Below are 16,724 nucleotides of genomic sequence, written 5' to 3'. Positions count from 1 at the left end.
CTGCAGAATCCCCGTACCGTGAGCCACAACGATTGTCCCACGTCAGGTCTGGACCTTGCGCTACCGACTCTTCCACCGGCACCGCACCGGACGGAGAGCCGGGCGCCAGGTCTTCCCGCACCTGATCAGGGCCTTTCACCCGGCGGGCGGCGTATCCGCCCCCGCAGGTATCGTCAACAGGGCGATATCGCTCCAACCGGACAGAACGACGGGAGAGCACGCGTGACGCGCAGCGTGTACGTGACAGGAATCGACCGGGGAGACGGCCGCCAAGTCGTCGATCTGGGAGTCATGGAGCTCCTGACGCGTCAGGTGGACCGGGTCGGGGTGTTCCGGCCGCTGGTCCATGACGGCCCCGACCGGCTGTTCGAGCTGCTGCGGGCCCGCTACCGGCTCTCCCAGGACCCGTCGACGGTCTACGGCCTGGACTACCCGGAGGCGTCCGCGCTGCAGGCGGAGAAGGGTACCGACGAACTGGTCTCGCGGCTCGTCGACCGCTTCCATCAGGTGGCCCGCTCGTACGAGGTGGTGCTGGTCCTCGGCACGGATTTCGCGGACACCCAGCTCCCCGACGAGCTGGCGCTCAACGCCCGGCTGGCCAATGAGTTCGGCGCCTCCGTGATCGCGGTGGTCGGCGGGAAGGGGCAGGACGCGGAGTCCGTACGGGCCGAGACGCGCAATGCCTACCGGGCCTACGCCGGGCTGGGCTGCGACGTGCTCGCGATGGTGGTGAACCGGGTGGCGGCCGAGGACCGCGAGGTCATCGCCGAGCGGCTGGCGGCGCGGCTGCCCGTCCCCTGTTCGGTGCTGCCGGACGACGCGGCGCTCTCCGCGCCGACGGTCGCCCAGATCACCACGGCGCTCGGCGGAACGGTTCTGCTCGGCGACGACGCGGGGCTGGCCAGGGACGCGCTGGACTTCGTCTTCGGCGGAGCGATGCTGCCGAATCTGCTGAACGCGCTGACGCCGGGCTGCCTCGTGGTCACGCCCGGCGACCGGGCGGACCTGGTGGTCGGCTCACTGGCGGCACACAGCGCCGGGACCCCGCCGATCGCCGGCGTGCTGCTGACCCTCAACGAGCGCCCCGGCGAGGAGATACTCAAGCTGGCCGCACGCCTCGCACCGGGCACCCCGGTCGTGTCGGTGGCCGGCGGATCCTTCCCCACCGCAGGCGAACTCTTCGCGCTGGAGGGAAAGTTGAACGCGGCGACGCCCCGCAAGGCGGAGACCGCACTCGGCCTCTTCGAGCGCCACGTCGACACCGCAGCCCTGCTGGAGCGGATCTCGGTGGCCCGCAGCAGCCGCGTCACGCCGATGATGTTCGAGCACGAGCTGCTGGAGCAGGCCCGCTCGGACCGGCGCCGCGTGGTGCTGCCGGAGGGCACAGAGGAGCGGGTGCTGCGCGCCGCCGATGTGCTGCTGCGCCGCGACGTCTGCGAGCTCACCCTGCTCGGCGACCTCGACACCATCCGCAAGAAGGCCGCCGACCTCGGCATCGACCTCGCCGATACGCAGCTGATCGACCCGCAGACCTCGGAGCTGCGCCAGGCGTTCGCGGAGCGGTACGCACAGCTGCGCGCGCACCGCGGGGTCACGGTGGAGCTGGCGTACGACGTCGTCTCGGACGTGAACTACTTCGGCACGCTGATGGTCCAGGAGGGCCTGGCCGACGGCATGGTCTCCGGGGCCGTGCACTCCACCGCGGCGACGATCCGCCCGGCCTTCGAGATCATCAAGACGCGGGCGGACGCGTCGATCGTCTCCTCGGTCTTCTTCATGTGCCTCTCCGACAAGGTGCTGGTGTACGGGGACTGTGCGGTCAACCCGGACCCGGACGCCGAGCAGCTCGCCGACATCGCCGTCCAGTCCGCCGCCACCGCCGCCCGCTTCGGTGTCGAGCCGCGGATCGCGATGCTCTCGTACTCGACCGGCACCTCGGGCACGGGCGCCGATGTCGACAAGGTGCGGCAGGCGACGGACCGGGTGCGCGCGAACCGGCCGGATCTCAGGATCGAGGGTCCGATCCAGTACGACGCGGCGGTCGAGCCGAGCGTCGCCGCGACCAAGCTGCCCGGGTCGGAGGTGGCGGGGCAGGCCACCGTGCTGATCTTCCCGGACCTGAACACCGGCAACAACACGTACAAGGCCGTGCAGCGCTCGGCCGGCGCGGTCGCCGTCGGCCCGGTGCTCCAGGGGCTGCGCAAGCCCGTCAACGACCTCTCCCGCGGTGCGCTCGTCCAGGACATCGTCAATACCGTGGCGATCACGGCGATCCAGGCGCAGGGCGAGGAGTGATCCGCATGACCACCCCCACGAAGAAAGGCTTCGCCGCCGTGCAGGCCCGTCGCGTCCTCGTCCTCAACTCCGGCTCCTCATCGGTGAAGTACCAGCTCCTCGACATGGAAGACCGCTCCCGGCTCGCGATCGGCCTGGTCGAGCGGATCGGCGAGGACACCTCCCGCCTGCTGCACACCTCGCTGACCGGCGCAGGCGCCGGGACACGCGAGCGCACGGGCAGGATCGCCGACCACGAGGCGGCGCTGAAGGCGGCGGCCGAGGAGCTGGCCGCGGACGGGCTGGGGCTGGACTCCCCCGACCTGGCGGCGATCGGCCACCGGGTGGTGCACGGCGGCCTGCGTTTCACCGAGCCGACCGTGATCACCGACGAGGTGCTGGCGGAGATCGAGCGGCTCGTCCCGGTGGCGCCGCTGCACAACCCGGCGAACATCATCGGGATCCGCACCGCCCAGGCTCTCCGCCCCGACCTGCCCCAGGTCGCCGTCTTCGACACCGCGTTCCACACGACGATGCCGGAGTACGCCGCGCGCTACGCGATCGACGTGGAGACCGCGGACGCCCACCGCATCCGCCGCTACGGCTTCCACGGCACCTCGCACGCGTACGTCTCCCGCAAGGCCGCCGAGCTGCTGGGACGCACCCCCGAGGAGGTCAATGTCATCGTGCTGCACCTGGGCAACGGCGCCTCGGCGTCGGCGGTGGCGGGCGGCCGGTGCGTGGAGACGTCGATGGGACTGACCCCGCTGGAGGGGCTGGTGATGGGGACCCGCTCCGGGGACATCGACCCGGCGGTCACCTTCCATCTGAAGCGGGTCGCGGGGATGTCGGTCGACGAGATCGATGTCCTGCTCAACAAGAGGAGCGGTCTGGTCGGGCTCTGCGGGGACAACGACATGCGGGAGATCCGGCGCCGGATCGACGAGGGCGACGAGCGGGCGGCGCTGGCGTTCGACATCTATGTGCACCGGCTGAAGAAGTACATCGGCGCCTATTCGGCGGTCCTCGGGCGGGTGGATGCCGTGGTGTTCACGGCGGGGGTCGGGGAGAACTCGGCGCCCGTACGCGAGGCTGCGATCGCCGGTCTCGAAGGGTTCGGCCTCGCGGTGGACGCCGGTCTCAACGCCGTGCGGTCCGGTGAACCGAGGCTGATCTCGCCGGACCACGCGCGGGTCGCGGTCGCCGTGGTGCCGACGGACGAGGAGCTGGAGATCGCCGGCCAGACCTTTGCGCTGGTCGAACGGCTCGGACGGACCGCGCCCGGGCAGGCCGAACTGCTCGGACAGATCGACAACTGAGCACCCCCGCGCCCCTTTGTATCTTCCACCAGCCGGAATATTCCGCAGCGAAACAAACCGATAGGATCCGCCTCATGCGCCGTTCCAAAATCGTCTGCACCCTCGGTCCCGCCGTCGACTCGCACGAGCAGCTCGTCGCTCTGATCGAGGCCGGCATGAGCGTGGCCCGATTCAACTTCAGCCACGGCTCCCACGAGGAACACCAGGGCCGTTACGACCGCGTCCGCCGGGCCGCCGCCGAGACCGGCCGGGCGGTCGGTGTACTGGCCGACCTCCAGGGCCCGAAGATCCGCCTGGCGAAGTTCGCCGAGGGCCCCGTCGAACTGGTCCGCGGGGACGAGTTCACGATCACCACCGAGGACGTCCCCGGTGACAAGTCGATCTGCGGTACGACCTACAAGGGACTGCCGGGCGACGTCGACAAGGGCGACCCGATCCTGATCAACGACGGCAACGTCGAACTGAAGGTCGTCGAGGTCGAGGGTTCCCGGGTCAAGACCATCGTCATCGAGGGCGGGGTGATCTCCGACCACAAGGGGATCAACCTGCCGGGTGCGGCGGTCAACGTCCCGGCCCTGTCCGAGAAGGACGTCGAGGACCTGCGCTTCGCCCTGCGGATGGGCTGCGACCTGGTCGCCCTCTCCTTCGTGCGCGACGCCGACGACGTCAAGGACGTCCACAAGATCATGGATGAGGAGGGCCGCCGGGTCCCCGTCATCGCCAAGGTCGAGAAGCCGCAGGCCGTCGAGCACATGGAGGGCGTCGTCATGGCGTTCGACGGTGTGATGGTCGCCCGTGGCGACCTGGCCGTCGAGTACCCCCTGGAGAAGGTCCCGATGGTGCAGAAGCGCCTCGTGGAGCTCTGCCGGCGAAACGCCAAGCCGGTGATCGTGGCGACCCAGATGATGGAGTCGATGATCACCAACTCGCGGCCGACCCGCGCCGAGGCGTCCGACGTCGCCAACGCGATCCTGGACGGTGCGGACGCGGTCATGCTGTCGGCCGAGTCCAGCGTGGGCGCGTACCCGATCGAGACGGTCAAGACGATGTCGAAGATCGTCGTCGCCGCCGAGGAGGAACTGCTGTCCAAGGGCCTGCAGCCGCTGGTCCCGGGCAAGAAGCCCCGTACCCAGGGTGGTTCGGTGGCCCGCGCGGCCTGCGAGATCGCGGACTTCCTGAACGGCAAGGCGCTGGTCGCCTTCACCAAGTCCGGTGACACGGCCCGCCGGCTCTCCCGCTACCGCGCCGCGCAGCCCATCCTGGCCTTCACCACCGACGAGTCCACCCGGAACCAGCTCGCGCTGAGCTGGGGCGTCGAGGCCCACGTCGTGCCGCACGTGGACAACACCGACGCCATGGTGGACCTGGTCGACGCGGAGCTGCTGAAGCTGAGCCGCTACAACGCGGGCGACACGATGGTCATCACGGCCGGTTCGCCCCCCGGCGTCCCGGGCACGACGAACATGGTGCGGGTGCACCATGTCGGTGGCGGGACGCGCGACTGATACGCAGGTACACATGAGGTGGCCCCGGCATCGTCTGCCGGGGCCACCTCGTCATGACAGCCGCAAGCGGCTCAGGTACGGCGAGCCCTGCCGACGAGTCGGTCTCCGTGTACGGGAAACCCAGCTCAGGCCGCACCCCCGGAAGGGTGCGGCCCACAGCCTTTCTGTGCGGCTCCCGAACGGGTCGGTGTCGGCTAGCTGTTGTCGCCGGTGAAGTAGTTGTGCAGTCCGGGCACCGTGAGCGTGCCGCCGAACTGGCCGGCCTGGGTCACCTTGACCTTGGTGAAGAACGCGAACGGCACGTTCAGCGGCGGCGGAGTCTCGGGGCTGAACGTGATCGGGATGAGGCCGAAGAGGTTGCCCTTCAGCTCCTCCGTGTACATCGTCACCGTGCCGTTGCGGATGGTGGACGTCGAGCCCTTCCGTGCCTGGACGTGGCCGGTGGTGCCGCCCGGACCCTCGGTCAGCTGGTGCAGGTCCTTGATGTCGATGGACGACGCGGTGAACTTCAGCACCTTCTTCGTGGTGCCGTCGCCCTTCTCCACCTCGACGATGCCCTTGTAGTCGAGCCCGTTCAGGGTGAGCAGCGAACTCTCCAGGATCCACGGCTGGTTCGGAAGCCTGGGGATGCCCTGCTCCAGGTCCGCCGCGGCCAGCGCCTCGGGGTCGGCGGTGGGGCACGGGAACGGCTGCTTGGCGCCGTCCGGGATGTCGTCGTCCTTCTTGGGGTCGAGTCCCTGGGCGCTCTCGTCGAGCTCCTTGACCGATGCGCCCGCCTTGTCGGCCGCGTCGCGGATGGCGTCGGCGGTCTTGCCGGCCGTGTCCTTCGCCGCGTCCGTCACCGTGACCACGGGCTTCTCGGTGACCACGGGCTTCTCGGTGGGCTCGCTCGTCGCGGAGGCCGACGGCTTCGGGGACACGGTGGTGGCGCTCGGGGACGGGCTCGCCGTCGCCTTGTCCGGTCCGCCGAGGAGGTCCCCCAGTGCGTCGCCGACGCCCAGCGGATCGAGCGGGTTGTTCGTCGCGGTGGGCGACGGCGAGGCGCTCGGCGTCGCGGCGGACGCCACGCTCTGCTGGTCCGCCGCTCCGTTCGCCGACGGGGTCGCCAGCGGCTTCAGTGTCGCCTCGGGGCTCTGGTCCGCACCGCTGCCGCCGGCACCGGTGGACGCACTGGCGGACGGGGACGGCGTCTTCGTCTCCGACGCGGACGCCGAGGGCTCCGGCGACTGGCTCGGCTCGTCCGAACGCGTCACACAGGGGCCCGGCGCGAAGGGGATGTCCGTCGCGTCGTCGGCGAGCGCAAGCTTGGGGGTGAGCCCCATCCCGACGAAGACGGCCGTCGGCATCGCGGCGAGCGCGAAGGCCTTGCCCGCGGGTATGTGAAGCTTCGTCAGCAGAGACTTCCTGGGGGCCGCGTGACGCGGTCCGCTTCTCGTCGGGAGATCCTCACCGGCCGAGTTCAGCTGCGTCTCGTCACTGCCCACGATGCCTCCCGCCCTCGACCTCAGCTGTCGTGTCGTACTGCTGCGGCTGCTGCTGCTGGGGCACCGATGCCGCGCTCTGGAACTCGGGTTCGGGCTCCTGCGTACCGGACCCGGCGTCCTTGAACGCCTCGCCCTGAGCACCGTCATGTGCGGCGGCCGGCTTCGGCTCGCCCGGGGCCCAGGAGATGGAGAGCGCTCCACCGAGCAGGGAGAACAGGAAACCGATCAGGAATCCACCGATGTTGGCGACCGGTATGGAGATCAGCGCCAGCAGGATCGCGGCGACTCCGGCGAACACTCTTACGATGTGGTGGAACCACATGGTGAGGCCCAGCGTGATCAGCAGGATCCCAATGATCAGCGATCCGGCACCGGCGGTCGTGGACATCGCCAGCGTGACGTTACCAAGATGCATGTTGGCGTACGGGAAGTACGCGATGGGTAGACCACCCACCATAGTGAACAGGCCCGCCCAGAACGGCCGGTTACCCCGCCAGGTGCGGAATCCCCGCCGGAAGACGCGGAGGTAGTGCTCGTTCTGCCCTGTGGACTCGGGGCTCATGGAAAACAGCTCCCTGGAACCGGTACTGCTGTGAGAAGAGAAGGGGCGGGCGGCCGGAGGTCCGTGGCGGGCACCCCGGCCACCCTGGACAAGTGCCCTAGTAGCAGGACTTGTCGCCGGACTTCAGCCGCAAGCTCAGGTTGCTGAGCTTGAAGGTGCCGGCGGTGGTCGCCCACGCCGTCTGACGCACGTCGGTCAGCTTGGCCGTTTCGGCGCGCTGTGCGAAGCCGTTCGGGTTCGCCTGGGTGCGAGGCTGGATGCCTATCGAATCAGGGTTGTTCGGGTTCTTGAGGGAACCCGCCGCGACACCGATGTCGATGTGCTCGAACTCGGCGTCCGCGTCGAGCTCGGCAACATCCAGGTACAGATTGGTCGCTTGGACCGGCTTGTCCGGATTCGTACCAGCTTTCAGCACCAGCGTGACAGTGCCGAGACCGAGCGGAAGGTTCGGAGTGACCACCGACTGGCACATGTTGGTGATCGTGGCGTCGCTGAAGCCGGACACGGCCACGGCGTGCGCCCCGTTCTCACCCTGGGGGTCCATGCCGGTGGCCACGCTGCCGTACTGCACGAAGTTGTGGCCGACGAGACTGTCCGCGCGCACCTTGAAGCTCTGGCCGGACACGCTGAACGACGCCGCGAGGGCGCCCTGGGCGAGACCGATGCCCACCGCGGCGGTCGCGGCGACGCTCGGCACCATGACCAGAGCGAATCGCTTCCATCTGGTGCCGCCACGAATCTGGGAACTCATTATTTTCCTCCTTCTCGGACGTACATCTCCGGTCCGGGCCTGGGCCCGTCCTGGGATGGGAGAAGTGCTACGTCCTCGGAAAGGAGAGCGCCGGAACCGGAGGCGTGAACCACGTCCGAATCACCGGCGATCACCCCCGAGCGACAACCACTGGCCACGCGTTCGCGCAACCTGTTCGGACAGGCCCTGCCAGACGGCAGGAACCCCCCTGTCCGCGGTCGGCGCCACTGCCGCCGACCCACTCGATGGGGACCCGAATCGGTCGCCGCGCCGACTGGCGGTCGGGCTGGCGTCGTCGGACCGAGCGTGGCCGATCGTGGTGCATTAGCGCCCGCGGCACAAGGGGGTTCGTTACTCGCTAGTAACGGCCCGATAACCAAGGCGCGACAGGGCGGCGCTGCCCGGCCACACAGGGTGGCATCTCTCGCAAGGAGGAAAGGGAGAATTGGGGTTCTTAAGCGGACAGAATCCCACGCACGATTTACTGGCAGTAACAGTCCGTGCTTTTATCAAGATTTGGTAAAGCGAGGGCGACTGTGGTCGCCAGATCACGAAAAAGGCCGTGACGCCCCAGGGACGCCACGGCCGCGTTGTCACATCAGAACAAGACGCGCGCCAGCGCCGTGCGGGCCGCGACGACACGTGGATCGTCGGGGCCGATGACCTCGAAAAGCTCCAGCAGTCGCAGCCGCGCCACGTCCCGGTCCTCACCGAAATTCCGGCGCACGGTCTCGACGAGGCGCCCGAAGGCATCCTCGACATGACCGCCGACCAGATCCAGATCGGCGGCGGCGATCTGCGCCGCCACATCGGTCGGCTTCTCGGCGGCGTCGTTGCGGACCTGCTGCGGGTCCATGTCCCGCACCCGGCTGAGCAGTTCGGCCTGGGCGAGGCCGAGCTTGGCCTCGGTGTTGGCCGGGTCGTCGGCGAGCACGTTCTTGTACGCCTGGACGGCGCCGCCGAAGTCATCGGCGTCCAGCGCCCGTACGGCCGCTTCGAGTAGTGCGTCGTACGGTCCCGCGGGCACCTCGGCCGGAGCCTGTCCGGCACCCTCCGGGCCGGCGGCCTCCTGGTCGACCGCGATCCCGGTGAGCCCGAACCGCTCCTCGCCGACCTGGATCAGCTGGTCCAGCGTCTGCCGGATCTGGGTCTCGGGGGCCGCGCCCTGGAAGAGCGGGAGGGCCTGCCCGGCAACGACGGCGAAGACCGCCGGGATGCCCTGGATGCCGAATTGCTGCATCAGCATCTGGTTGGCGTCGACATCAACCTTGGCCAGCACGAAGCGGCCGTTGTACTCGTGGGCCAGGCGCTCCAGAAGGGGGCCCAGCTGCTTGCACGGCTCGCACCACTCGGCCCAGAAGTCGATGACGACGGGGACCTCGACGGAGCGCTGGAGGACATCGCTCTCGAAGCCCGCCTCATCGACATCGATCACCAGGGAGGACGGGGGGACGGCGCCGCCGCCGCCCTGCCGGGCGGCCTCGGCACGGGCCTGCTCCGCCTTCACCTTGGCCTCGCCGGCCGCCTTCACCGCGGCGAGGTCGACGACGCCGCTCATGGACATGTTCCTAGGCTGCATACGTACATCCTCCCCCCTCGGCACACTGTTCCGGAAAGCGATCCGGGAACCGCATCCGTCCGTGGTACCCGCCGGTGTGCGGGACGCGCGGACCTCCGCGGTCCCATGACCCTCGAAGGGCCTGTTCTCGGCGCCGGGTCCCCACCCGGCACATGTGGCTGCCGTTCGCTCGTGGCGTGACGACGGCCTGACCGTCGTCCTTACGCTACGACCCGTAGCGTAACTGTCCCGCACCCCTCGCGCGCAGGAGTGTCCAGTGATCTGTCTCACGGCGAACGCGACCGGCCGGTTCTCCTTACTGGCGGGTATGGTCACCGCATGCTGAGCCACGGCCACCCCAAACCTGGGCGAACGGGACGACCGCGCAGCGCCGCGGCCGATGAGGCGATCCTGGAGGCCTGCCGCGCGTCCCTGGTCGACCTCGGCTGGTCGAAGCTGACGATGGGCGATGTGGCGACGCGGGCCGGGGTCGCCAAGACGACGCTGTACCGGCGCTGGGCAGGCAAGAACGAACTGGTCGTGGACGCCGTCGCGGCCCTCTTCGACGAGCTGGAACTACCGGACCTGGGCAGCCTGTCGGCCGATGTGCAGAACGTGGTGCTGCAGTTCGCGGCGCTGCTGGACCGCCCGGAGACCAGGACGGCGCTGATGGCCGTGGTCGCCGAGTCGACCCGTGACGACGCGCTGCGGGCCCGGATCCGCGATTCGATCGTGGACCGGCAGAAGCGGCTCGTACTGCTGGGACGGCAACGGGCGCAGCAACGCGGCGAGCTGCCCGTCGAACCGGACGAGGCATCGGCGGCCTCGACCGCCGACCTGATCTTCGATGTGATCGCCGGTGCGGTCGTGCACCGGACGCTGGTGAGCGCCGAGCCCGTCGACGAGGACTGGGCCCGGCGCTTCACCGTTCTGCTGCTCGCGGGGCTGGGCGCGGCAGCCGCCACGTAGCGGGCGGCCCCCAACGGCCTCCCCTGTCGCGGGGCAGGCCGTAAGACCGACCGGCAAATGGGAGGTGGAAGAAGGAGCGGGGCTGGGTGCGTGCAGCTGCAAGGCGGAGGAGGGAGGCAACGCGGAGCGTTGTTGACTGACGACAACGCCGCAGATGTGCGTGCCCAGCCCCGCGACGCCGCCTCCCATTTGCCGGTCGGTCTAAGACCCTCAGAAGCCGGGCGGCTCGGTGTACGTGCCCCACTCGTCCCGCAGGACCCCGCAGATCTCACCGAGCGTCGCCTCGGCCCTGACGGCGTCCAGCATCGGCCCGATCATGTTCGAGCCGTCACGGGCGGCGGCCAGCATCGCGTCCAGCGCCGACTTGACCCGTGCGTCGTCGCGGGCCTCCTTGCGGCTGCCGAGCACCCGGACCTGCTCGCGCTCGACCTCGTGGCTGACCCGCAGGATCTCCAGATCGCCGGTGACCGAGCCGTGGTGGACGTTGACGCCGACGACGCGCTTGTCGCCCTTCTCCAGCGACTGCTGGTACCGGAACGCGGACTCGGCGATCTCGCCGGTGAACCAGCCGTCCTCGATGCCGCGCAGGATGCCGGAGGTCATGGGCCCGATGGGGTGCTGCCCGTCCGGGTGCGCCCTGGTGCCGCGCTCCTTGATCCGGTCGAAGATCTTCTCGGCGTCGGCCTCGATCCGGTCGGTCAGTTGTTCGACGTACCACGAACCGCCCAGCGGGTCGGCGACGTTGGCGACGCCGGTCTCCTCCATCAGCACCTGCTGGGTGCGCAGGGCGATCTCCGCCGCCTGCTCGGACGGGAGCGCGAGAGTCTCGTCGAGGGCGTTGGTGTGCAGCGAGTTGGTGCCGCCGAGGACGGCGGAGAGCGCCTCGACCGCGGTCCGTACGACGTTGTTGTACGGCTGCTGGGCGGTCAGGGAGACCCCGGCGGTCTGGGTGTGGAAGCGGAGCCACTGCGCCTTGTCGGTCTGCGCCCCGTACACCTCCTTCATCCAGCGGGCCCAGATCCGGCGGGCGGCGCGGAACTTGGCGATCTCCTCGAAGAAGTCGAGGTGCGCGTCGAAGAAGAAGGAGAGACCGGGGGCGAAGGTGTCGACGTCGAGCCCCCGGGACAGGCCGAGCTCCACGTAGCCGAAGCCGTCGGCGAGGGTGTAGGCGAGCTCCTGCGCGGCCGTCGCCCCGGCCTCGCGGATGTGATAGCCGGAGACCGAGAGCGGCTTGTACGCGGGGATGTCGCGCGCACAGTGCTCCATCAGGTCGCCGATGAGACGCAGATGGGGTTCGGGCTGGAACAGCCACTCCTTCTGCGCGATGTACTCCTTGAAGATGTCGGTCTGGAGCGTGCCGTTGAGCACCCCCGGGTCGACGCCCTGGCGCTCGGCGGCGACCAGGTACATGCAGAAGACGGGGACGGCGGGTCCGCTGATCGTCATCGATGTCGTGACGTCGCCGAGCGGGATGTCCTTGAAGAGGACCTCCATGTCGGCGGCGGAGTCGATGGCGACACCGCAGTGCCCGACCTCGCCGAGGGAGCGCGGGTCGTCGGAGTCGCGGCCCATCAGCGTCGGCATGTCGAAGGCGACACTGAGCCCGCCGCCGCCCGCGGCGAGGATCATCTTGTACCGCTCATTGGTCTGCTCGGCGTTGCCGAAGCCGGCGAACTGGCGGATGGTCCAGGTGCGGCCGCGGTAGCCGGTCGGGTAGAGACCCCGGGTGAAGGGGTACTCGCCGGGCCAGCCGATCCGCTCGAACCCCTCGTACGTGTCCCCGGGACGGGGCCCGTACGCGGGCTCCACCGGGTCCCCGGAGAGCGTGGTGAAGTCCGCGTCACGCTTGCGGGCCTTGTCGTAACGGGCCTGCCAGCGTCGGCGGCCTTCCTCGATCGCGTCAGCGTCCATGGACTCCAATTTACTAGGACGTCCTAGTAAATGTCGATGACAAACCGCCCGGTGCTTCGCACGGGGCGGTTCGGGTCAGGCCTTGGCTGTCACCGGGGCGCCGTCCGCGATCAGCGGCTCGACCTCCTGGACGACCTTGCGCTCGACGAAGAACGCGGCCGTCGGGATCGTGCCGGAGACCAGCACCCAGAGGAGCTTGCCGAGCGGCATCTTCGCCTTGGAGCCCAGGTCGAAGGCGAAGACCAGGTAGATGATGTACAGCACACCGTGGATCTGGGAGACGACGAGCGTCAGCCCCGCACCGGTGTCGAAGCCGTACTTGAAGACCATGCAGGTGCAGAGCACCAGCAACATGACGGCGGTGACGTAGGCCATCACCCGGTACCGGGTCAGCACGCTGCGTTTCATGACGTCGAGCGTAACCGGGCGCCGGGGGCGATCTTGCAGCGGGCCGGGGGGCGCGGCGCTAGTTCTCCTCGAAGTCCTTGGCCGCGATCCGCAGGGGGCGCAGCAGTGCGAAGATCTCCGCGCACTCCTCGGTGTCGTACACCCCGAGCCCGAACTCCATGTCCATCAGGTCGCGGGTGGCCGCCTCGACGACCTCCCGGCCCTTGGCGGTGATCGAGGCGAGGGTGCCGCGGCCGTCGTTCGGGTTGGGGCGCTTGTCGACCAGACCGGACCTGACCAGCCGGTCCACGGTGTTCGTGACGGAGGTGGGGTGGACCATCAGCCGCTCGCCGATCTTGGACATCGGCAGCTCACCGGCCTTGGAGAAGGTGAGCAGCACCAGTGCCTCGTACCGCGCGAAGGTCAGTCCGTACGGTTTGACGACAGCGTCGACCTCGGCGAGCAGGATCTGCTGCGCACGCATGATCGAGGTGATCGCCGCCATCGAGGGGACAGGACCCCAGCGCTGCTGCCAGAGTTCGTCGGCGCGGGCGATGGGGTCGAACGAAAGACTGAGCGGCTTCGGCACGGGATCGACCTTACCCACTGGCCATATGCTGGTCAGCCCCGTCTCGGAGTTCGGTCCGGGGACCGTGCCCGGGTTCCGTGCTCCTGACCTCGCGGACGAGGACGAGCGTGCACACCGTACCGATCACAGCGGCCCCGGCGACCGCCTGATGTACGGGGACGAATTCGGCGGCGAGGCCGGCGAGGGCCATACCGATGCCCTGGACCGTCATCAGCCCGGCGGTGAGCAGGGTCATGGCCCGGCCCCGCAGCTCCTCCGGAACGGCGTCGACGAACCACTGGTCGAGGCCGATGACGTACGCCGCCCCCACCCCGGCCAGCACGAGCGCGACGACGCTCAGCACCATGCCGGGACGGAACCCGTACAGCACGAGGGGCAGCAGCCCCGCGGCGGCGACCGGCAGCACGATCCTGGAGCGCAGGCTCGGGGCGAGCGCCGTGCCTGCGTACAGCTCGGCACCGATGTGACCGATCGGCATCGCGCACATGAGGAGTCCGAGCTCGGCCGGGCCGGCACCGATCTCGTCCGCGTACGGTGCGGCGAGCGCCTCCGGGGCCACGACGAACATCGCCGGCAGCCAGAAGAGCAGCATCAGCGCGCGGATCCTGCGATCGGCGAGGACGGTACGGGCTCCGGCGAGCGAGTCCTTGAGCAGGGCGCCGCCTCCGTCACGGCCGCTCCGGGCGGGCCGGTTGCGGGTGCCGAAGCGGAGCAGCGCCGCCGAGCAGAGGAAGGTCCCGACGGTGATCGTGATCGCCCCGCGCGCGGAGACCGCGGCGAGCAGCACACCGCCCACTCCGAAGCCGATCAGCAGTGCGCTCTGCGAGACGATCCGCAGCAGAGAGCGGCCGAGTACATAGAGATCGCCCTCGCCGAGGATGTCGGTGAGCGCGGCCATACGCGTCCCGGTGAAGACGGGCGACACGGAGGCGACGAGACAGCGCAGCGCGAGGAGCCCGCCGACGGGGGTGCCGGGCAGCACCATGACGGCGACACAGCCCGCGCAGATCAGATCGCAGGTGACCAGGACCCGGCGGGCGGGGTAGCGGTCGGCGACCCCGGCGAAGAGTGTGCCGCCGACGAGGTACGGGAGGAAGCCGAGCGCGAAGGTGAGGGCACTGAGCAGGGGCGAGCCGGTGAGGTCGTAGACGAGGACGGTGAGTGCGAGCTCGCTGACGACGACGCCGAGAAGGGAGAGCAGGTGTGCGGCGAAGACGGCACGGAACTCCCGTACGGCGAAGACGGCGCGGTAGCCGCGGGGAGTGCCGGGGTCCGTGGCGGAAGCCGGAGCCCGGAGCGCGGGCGACGGGTTCGGGTCAATGGGGTCGGCGCGCTCCGGGGACGGGGCCGAGGACGGCGCCGCTCCTGCGGGACGGACGTTCGCGGCGCGGCCTGCGGCTGACGGGTCCTGGGGTGAGGGGCCCGTCGGGCCGCTCGCGGGGTCCACCGCATCGCGGGGGCCGCCCGCCGGGGCGGCGCTGTTGCTCGGCATGGACGCAGCGTGCAGGAGCGTGGCCCGCACTCCATAGACTTTCGGCTGACACCGAATCTTCGCGAGGCGCGCCGATGCCGTTCCATCTGCATTTCGACGAGAGCGATCTGCTGCGCTGCAGGTTCGCCCTCTCCCCGCTCTGGGAGACGCAACAGGCGGTACGCACCCTCCTGCGCCCCGGGAACCACGGCTACCACGAGCCGTGGCTGCGGCGCATCAGGAGCGCCGCCGCGGGGCTGGACCTCGGGCCGCTGTGGTCGTTGATGCCGGAGAGCGGGCACAATCCGGACTTTCTTTCCCCGCCACCGCTCGGGCCGTATGCCTCGTTCGAGGAGGAGATCGCCGGGGTACGCGCCATCGCCCCCGAGCTCGTCCGTGAGGATCTGGCGCTGACGCTCGCGTGTGTGCCGGGGGCGCTGGACTCCCCGGCCGGACGGGCGATGCTCGACGACCCCGCCCGCGCGCAACGGGAGCTGTCCGCGCTCCTGGAACAGGCGTGGCGGGTCCTGGTCGAGCCGGACTGGCCGCGGCTGCGCGCATTGCTGGAAGCGGACATCGCGTACCACTCGCGCCGGCTCGCCGCGGTCGGCTTCGCGCAGCTGCTCGGCGAGTTGAGTGCCCAGCTGAGCTGGGCGGACTCGACGCTCACGCTCGTCGGGATGCGGGGCCGGCACTCCCGGGTGCTCGGTGGGCAGGGCCTCGTCCTGATGCCGAGCGTCTTCGCCTGGCCGGATGTGGTCAGCGGGTACGAGCCGCCCTACCAGCCCGCGGTGATCTATCCGGCGCGCGGGATCGGCGGACTGTGGACGGAACCCGCCGACCGTACGCCGCAGACGCTCGCGCGGCTGCTCGGGCGGGCGCGGGCCGATGTCCTGTGCACACTCGACGAACCGGCGGGAACGAGCGCCCTCGCCCACCGGCTCGGCCTCGCGCCGTCCTCCGTGTCGGAACATCTGTCGGTGCTGCGGGCGGCGGGGCTGCTGACCTCGCGGCGGTACGGGCACCAGGTGCTGTACGAGCGGACGCCGCTCGGGATCGCGCTGGCGGTGGAGCCCGGAACGCGCCCCGGGTGACGAAGACCCCCCTCGCCGTGCGGCGCGGGGGGCCTTTGAGTGGTGCACAGAGGCGTCAGCCGGCGAGGTACCGCTCGACTGTCTCGACCTTGGAGGTCAGACCGTCGGTGACACCGGGCCGGATATCGGCCTTCAGTACGAGGGAGACACGTCCGGCGCGGGCCTCGACGGCCGCGACGGCGCGCTTGACGACGTCCATGACCTCGTCCCACTCACCCTCGATGGAGGTGAACATGGCGTCCGTGCGGTTGGGCAGCCCCGACTCGCGGACGACCCGGACGGCGTCGGCGACGTACTCGCCGACATCCTCGCCGACCCCCAGCGGGCTGACGGAGAAGGCGACGATCACGCGCTGACCACGCCTTCCCGGCGGGCGCGGGCGGCGATGACCCCGTCGGCCTCGTAGCGCTTGAGGATCTTGTCGCCGTACAGCCCGCCGAACGGCAGCAGTGCCAGCAGGAAGAAGAACGCGACGCGCTTGAACGGCCACTTGGCCTTGGACCAGACGTCGAGCAGCAGGACGGCGTAGGTCACGAAGAGCACGCCGTGCAGCATGCCCAGCGGCATCATCAGGAAGTCGATGTCCGAGACGCGGCTGAGGATCGAGCCAAAGATGATCAGCGCCGGGAAGGAGAGCGCCTCGGGGATCGAGATGAGGCGCAGCCGGTGCAGGGCGGTAGCGGTCTTGATGTCCACGAGGGCACCTTCGGTGGGAGGGTCGTCACAGCTTGTGAATACAGGCACAAGCGTGTCCCATTGTGGCATCGGCCCCCACCGGGCCCGGGGGCGGGGGCCGGTTGACACTCCGGGGAACGTATCGACGCAAATCAGGGTCGGCTCAGGGTCCCAA

15 protein-coding genes are annotated in these 16,724 nt (G+C 69.7%); 5 read left to right on the top strand and 10 right to left on the bottom strand.

The window, feature by feature from the left end; all coding sequences use genetic code 11:
• Window positions 1-222: 222 nt before the first annotated feature.
• The 3 genes from pta (at window position 223) to pyk (ending at window position 5,098) form a co-directional block, all read left to right on the top strand.
• Window positions 223-2,295, top strand: coding sequence for a phosphate acetyltransferase (gene pta, locus ACIBB8_RS03420; RefSeq protein ID WP_398948767.1), 2,073 nt, complete (start codon window positions 223-225; stop codon window positions 2,293-2,295).
• Between the two features lie 5 nt (window positions 2,296-2,300).
• Complete coding sequence (locus ACIBB8_RS03415) at window positions 2,301-3,593, top strand: acetate kinase (RefSeq protein ID WP_398948766.1); 1,293 nt, start codon at window positions 2,301-2,303, stop codon at window positions 3,591-3,593.
• A gap of 74 nt (window positions 3,594-3,667) precedes the next feature.
• The gene (gene pyk, locus ACIBB8_RS03410) at window positions 3,668-5,098 is read left to right on the top strand and encodes a pyruvate kinase (protein WP_366133400.1); all 1,431 of its coding nucleotides are present in this window, start codon (window positions 3,668-3,670) and stop codon (window positions 5,096-5,098) included.
• Window positions 5,099-5,292: 194 nt separating this feature from the next.
• Here pyk and ACIBB8_RS03405 read toward each other — a convergent pair whose 3' ends face one another.
• The 4 genes from ACIBB8_RS03405 to ACIBB8_RS03390 all read right to left on the bottom strand — a co-directional run bounded on the left by ACIBB8_RS03405 (window position 5,293) and on the right by ACIBB8_RS03390 (window position 9,459).
• Window positions 5,293-6,582: a hypothetical protein gene (locus ACIBB8_RS03405; RefSeq protein WP_398948765.1), complete on the bottom strand. Its 1,290-nt coding sequence runs from the start codon at window positions 6,580-6,582 to the stop codon at window positions 5,293-5,295.
• Window positions 6,572-7,144, bottom strand: a complete 573-nt coding sequence (locus tag ACIBB8_RS03400) for a DUF6114 domain-containing protein (RefSeq protein WP_398948764.1) — start codon at window positions 7,142-7,144, stop codon at window positions 6,572-6,574. The genes ACIBB8_RS03405 and ACIBB8_RS03400 overlap by 11 nt, the downstream gene beginning before the upstream one ends.
• A gap of 97 nt (window positions 7,145-7,241) precedes the next feature.
• Complete coding sequence (locus tag ACIBB8_RS03395) at window positions 7,242-7,895, bottom strand: DUF6230 family protein (RefSeq protein ID WP_398948763.1); 654 nt, start codon at window positions 7,893-7,895, stop codon at window positions 7,242-7,244.
• 598 nt (window positions 7,896-8,493) lie between these two features.
• Window positions 8,494-9,459 carry a tetratricopeptide repeat protein gene (locus ACIBB8_RS03390; protein ID WP_398948949.1) on the bottom strand — a complete coding sequence of 322 codons (966 nt, stop codon included), beginning with the start codon at window positions 9,457-9,459 and terminating at the stop codon, window positions 8,494-8,496.
• A gap of 333 nt (window positions 9,460-9,792) precedes the next feature.
• Between ACIBB8_RS03390 and ACIBB8_RS03385 the strand changes: the two genes are divergently transcribed.
• Window positions 9,793-10,422 (top strand): TetR/AcrR family transcriptional regulator, encoded by a 630-nt coding sequence (locus ACIBB8_RS03385; RefSeq protein ID WP_366689599.1) that lies wholly within the window; start codon window positions 9,793-9,795, stop codon window positions 10,420-10,422.
• A 210-nt stretch (window positions 10,423-10,632) separates the two neighbouring features.
• Here ACIBB8_RS03385 and ACIBB8_RS03380 read toward each other — a convergent pair whose 3' ends face one another.
• The 4 genes from ACIBB8_RS03380 to ACIBB8_RS03365 form a co-directional block, all read right to left on the bottom strand.
• Complete coding sequence (locus tag ACIBB8_RS03380) at window positions 10,633-12,333, bottom strand: methylmalonyl-CoA mutase (protein ID WP_398948762.1); 1,701 nt, start codon at window positions 12,331-12,333, stop codon at window positions 10,633-10,635.
• A 75-nt stretch (window positions 12,334-12,408) separates the two neighbouring features.
• Complete coding sequence (locus ACIBB8_RS03375) at window positions 12,409-12,741, bottom strand: DUF3817 domain-containing protein (protein ID WP_398948761.1); 333 nt, start codon at window positions 12,739-12,741, stop codon at window positions 12,409-12,411.
• A gap of 58 nt (window positions 12,742-12,799) precedes the next feature.
• Entirely contained in the window at window positions 12,800-13,309 is a 510-nt protein-coding gene (locus ACIBB8_RS03370; RefSeq protein WP_398948760.1) for a MarR family winged helix-turn-helix transcriptional regulator, read from the bottom strand.
• A gap of 10 nt (window positions 13,310-13,319) precedes the next feature.
• Window positions 13,320-14,801: an MFS transporter gene (locus ACIBB8_RS03365; RefSeq protein ID WP_398948759.1), complete on the bottom strand. Its 1,482-nt coding sequence runs from the start codon at window positions 14,799-14,801 to the stop codon at window positions 13,320-13,322.
• 74 nt (window positions 14,802-14,875) lie between these two features.
• Here ACIBB8_RS03365 and ACIBB8_RS03360 point away from each other — a divergent pair, with 74 nt between their 5' ends.
• The gene (locus ACIBB8_RS03360) at window positions 14,876-15,874 is read left to right on the top strand and encodes a DUF5937 family protein (RefSeq protein WP_398948758.1); all 999 of its coding nucleotides are present in this window, start codon (window positions 14,876-14,878) and stop codon (window positions 15,872-15,874) included.
• A 55-nt stretch (window positions 15,875-15,929) separates the two neighbouring features.
• On the opposite strand, the gene ACIBB8_RS03355 is transcribed toward ACIBB8_RS03360, so the two are convergent.
• Both ACIBB8_RS03355 and ACIBB8_RS03350 read right to left on the bottom strand, forming a co-directional pair.
• Complete coding sequence (locus tag ACIBB8_RS03355; protein ID WP_030916057.1) at window positions 15,930-16,223, bottom strand: MTH1187 family thiamine-binding protein; 294 nt, start codon at window positions 16,221-16,223, stop codon at window positions 15,930-15,932.
• A complete protein-coding gene (locus ACIBB8_RS03350) occupies window positions 16,220-16,570 on the bottom strand; it encodes a DUF3817 domain-containing protein (RefSeq protein WP_398948757.1) in 351 nt (116 codons plus the stop codon). Before ACIBB8_RS03350 ends, ACIBB8_RS03355 begins: the two co-directional genes overlap by 4 nt.
• Between the last annotated feature and the right edge of the window lie 154 nt (window positions 16,571-16,724).

The sequence above is a fragment of the Streptomyces sp. NPDC051286 genome (assembly GCF_044455345.1).
Classification (GTDB): domain Bacteria; phylum Actinomycetota; class Actinomycetes; order Streptomycetales; family Streptomycetaceae; genus Streptomyces.
This window is presented reverse-complemented; position numbering and strand designations above follow the sequence as displayed.